Consider the following 3,204-nt stretch of genomic DNA (forward strand, 5'->3'; position numbering starts at 1 on the left):
AGATGTCGAGGATGTATTCGCGCTCGCGGAAGCAGTAGAGGAAGACGGACATGGCCGCCAGGTCGAGGGCCGACGTGCCCAGCCAGACCAGGTGGCTGCTGATGCGCGACAGCTCGGCCAGGATGAGGCGGATGGTCTGGGCGCGGGGGGTGATCTCGACGCCGAGCAGCTTCTCCACGGCCATGATGTAGACCATGTTGTTGGTCATCGGCGAGAGGTAGTCCATCCGGTCGGTCATGACCAGGGCCTTGGTGAAGGTCTTGGACTCCATGTTCTTCTCGATGCCGGTGTGGAGGAAGCCGATGTCGGGGGCGAGGTTGACGACCGTCTCGCCGTCCAGCTCCACCAGCAGGCGCAGCACGCCGTGGGTGCTGGGGTGCTGGGGGCCCATGCTGAGCAGCATGTGCTCCTCGGCGTCGTAGATTTCCATGCCGGTGCCCATCTTGGCCCGCAGCTCTTCGACGCTGAGTTCCTGGATATTTACGTTGGCTTGGGGAAGCATTAGTCCCATGTGTCAACTCCGAACTACGACTAGAAGGGGCTAGGGGTTAGGGGCTAGGGGCTAGGGGAAGAACGTGCTTCCCTAGTCCCTAGCCCCTAGCCCCTATTCCCTGGCAAACGGCTTCTTGGCCTCGACCTGCCGCCAGTTGAAGGAGAACTGCACCTCCTCATAGCCGAGGGGGTAGTCTTTGCGCAGGGGGTGGCCCTGCCAATCTTCGGGCAGGAAGAGGCGGCGCAGGGCGCCGTTGCCGGCGAAGCGCACGCCCATCAGGTCCCACACTTCCATCTCCAGCCAGGTGGCGATGGGCCACAGCTCGGCCAGCGTCTCGGGGCCGTCGTCGGGGTCTTCGACCCAGACGCGCAGGCGCAGGCGGTGCTTGTTGGGCAGGGAGAGGAGGTGGTAGTTGACGGCGAAGCGCGGGTAGTCGGGCAGGTAGTCGTCGGCGACGATGTCGGACAGGAAGTTGTAGCGCAGGGCGGGGTCGTCGCGCAGGAAGCGGCAGACGTCCTTGAGCCGCTTCTGGGGGACGATGATCGTCCGCTCGCCGCGGAAGTCGCGCACCTCGTCAATCGCCTCCGGCAGCGCGGCGCGGAGTTTATCGGTTACGGTGTTGTCGTGTACCATCTCTTCTCCCAGGGGTTAGGGGCCAGGGGCCAGGGGCCAGGGAAGAGCGCTCTTTCCTAGTCCCTAGTCCCTAGCCCCTAGTCCCTATCTTCACGCCCAATCGGCCAACTTCATGCCCCGAATTTTCTCGTGCAGCGTCATGATGCCGTCGATGAGCGCCTCGGGGCGGGGGGGGCAGCCGGCGACGTAGACATCGACGGGGATGATCTCGTCCACGCCCTGGACGATGGCGTAGTTGTTGAAGACGCCGCCGCAGGAGGCGCAGTCGCCCATGGCGATGGCCCACTTGGGGTAGGGCATCTGGTCGTAGAGGCGGCGGATGACGGGGCCCATCTTGCGGCTGACGCGGCCGGCGACGATCATCAGGTCAGACTGGCGCGGCGAGGGGCGGTTAAGCTCCATGCCGAAGCGCGAGGCGTCGTAGTGGGCGGCCTGGGTGGACATCATCTCGATGGCGCAGCAGGCCAGGCCAAAGAGGATGGGCCACATGGCGTTGGTGCGGCCCCAGTTGACGAGGTCTTCCAGGCGGTAGGTGACGACGCCGAGGTTGCCGAGCTTTTGCTCTATTCCCATTCCAAGACTCCTTTTTTCCAGACCCACACGTCGCCCAGGATGAACATGACCATGAAGATGAGCATGGCCGCCAGGCCGAAGTAGCCGAGGTTGCGGAAGGTGACGGCCCAGGGGACGAGCAGGATGATGTCCACGTCGAACAGGATGAAGAGGACGGCGATGCGGTAGAACTTGACGGGCAGCCGCCGCTGGGCTTCGCCGATGGGGGTCATGCCCGATTCGTAGGGGGCCAGGGCGCGGGCGCCCATGCGCTTCGGCCCCAGGCTGAGCGACAGAATGGGCAGCAGCAGGGCAAAGAAGAGGGCGATGCCCAACAGCACGGCGATCGGGATGTACTCGGTCAGGTTCTGTTCCATAACGTGCGCCCTAATAAATGAACCGCGGATTTCCACGGATTTCACGGATGTGACGGATTGACGGTTCTGGCCGCGTCCATCCGTTCAATCCGTGAAAATCCGTGGTTGAATTATTCTCGTCCGCCCACCGGGATCATAGTGCGGATGGGGCGGACGCGCCACTATAAACGGGCAGCGAGACCCAACCGGACTCGCGGGCTGCGTGAATTCTATCACAAAGGGGAGAAAGGTGTAGTTTGTAGCGCGGGATGGCATCCCGCGTCGGCTGGGGCGAAGAGGCGGGTTGCCAACCCGCGCTACCATCTCACGTCAAATAATCCCGCAACGCCCGGCTCCGGCTCGGGTGCCGCAACTTCCGCAGCGCCTTGGCCTCGATCTGCCGGATGCGCTCCCGCGTCACGCCGAAGCTCTTGCCCACTTCCTCCAGCGTGTGGTCGGTGCCATCGTTCAGCCCGAAGCGCATCTCCAGCACCTCCCGCTCCCGCTCGCTCAGGAAGCCCAGCACGTTGCGAATCTGCTCCCGCAACAACTCCCGCGAGGCCGCGTCCCCCGGCTCCACGATGCTCTCGTCGGCCAGGAAATCGCCCAGCTCCGTCGCGTCGTCGTTGTTGCCCACCGGCGTCTCCAGCGACATCGGGTCCATGGCGATGCGCAGGATGTCGCGAATCTTGCTGACCGCCTGCCGCCACTTGCGCTCCAGCATCGGGTCGACCGGCAACCCGTTGGCCTGGGCCGCCTTGATGGCCGCCGACTCCTCCGGCAGCAGGTAGTCCAGCTCCAGCGCCAGCTCCTCCACGCTCGCCTCGTGCCCCAACTGCTGCACCAGTTCCCGCTGCGCCTTGACGATGCGGTTAATCGTCTCGTACATGTGGACGGGAATGCGGATGGTGCGCGCCTGGTCGGCGATGGCCCGGCTGACCGCCTGGCGAATCCACCACGTGGCGTAGGTGCTGAACTTGAACCCCTTCGTGTGGTCGAACTTCTCCACGGCGCGCAGCAGGCCCACGTTGCCCTCCTGCACCAGGTCCAGCAGGTGGATGCCCCGGTTCATGTAGCGCTTGGCCACGCTGACCACCAGGCGCAGGTTGGCGCGGGTCAGATGCCCCTTGGCCTCCTCGGCCGCCTCCACGATCATGAACTCGTTATAGC

At 64.4% G+C, this 3,204-nt stretch carries 4 protein-coding genes and 1 pseudogene; all 5 read right to left on the reverse strand.

The genetic code is table 11. The features are described from left to right. A pseudogene (locus ACE3UY_RS12600) lies at positions 1-442 on the reverse strand (NADH-quinone oxidoreductase subunit D); the annotation flags it as partial. A gap of 162 nt (positions 443-604) precedes the next feature. After that, positions 605-1,126: an NADH-quinone oxidoreductase subunit C gene (locus ACE3UY_RS12605; protein ID WP_374687866.1), complete on the reverse strand. Its 522-nt coding sequence runs from the start codon at positions 1,124-1,126 to the stop codon at positions 605-607. 90 nt (positions 1,127-1,216) lie between these two features. Then, entirely contained in the window at positions 1,217-1,699 is a 483-nt protein-coding gene (locus ACE3UY_RS12610) for an NADH-quinone oxidoreductase subunit B (RefSeq protein WP_374687867.1), read from the reverse strand. Then, positions 1,690-2,055: an NADH-quinone oxidoreductase subunit A gene (locus ACE3UY_RS12615; RefSeq protein WP_374687868.1), complete on the reverse strand. Its 366-nt coding sequence runs from the start codon at positions 2,053-2,055 to the stop codon at positions 1,690-1,692. Before ACE3UY_RS12615 ends, ACE3UY_RS12610 begins: the two co-directional genes overlap by 10 nt. 304 nt (positions 2,056-2,359) lie before the next feature. Next, on the reverse strand, positions 2,360-3,204 hold an 845-nt coding region (rpoD, locus tag ACE3UY_RS12620; RefSeq protein WP_374687869.1), incomplete at its 5' end, for an RNA polymerase sigma factor RpoD.

This window comes from Promineifilum sp. (SeqCode) (genome assembly GCF_041918635.1).
In the GTDB taxonomy this organism is placed as follows: Bacteria; Chloroflexota; Anaerolineae; order Promineifilales; family Promineifilaceae; genus Promineifilum.

Excerpts from the sequence above, each read along its gene's own strand:
- ACE3UY_RS12605 (WP_374687866.1), bottom strand. The coding sequence starts at position 1,126 with ATGGTACACGACAACACCGTAACCGATAAACTCCGCGCCGCGCTGCCG.
- ACE3UY_RS12610 (WP_374687867.1), bottom strand. The coding sequence starts at position 1,699 with ATGGGAATAGAGCAAAAGCTCGGCAACCTCGGCGTCGTCACCTACCGC.
- ACE3UY_RS12615 (WP_374687868.1), bottom strand. The coding sequence starts at position 2,055 with ATGGAACAGAACCTGACCGAGTACATCCCGATCGCCGTGCTGTTGGGC.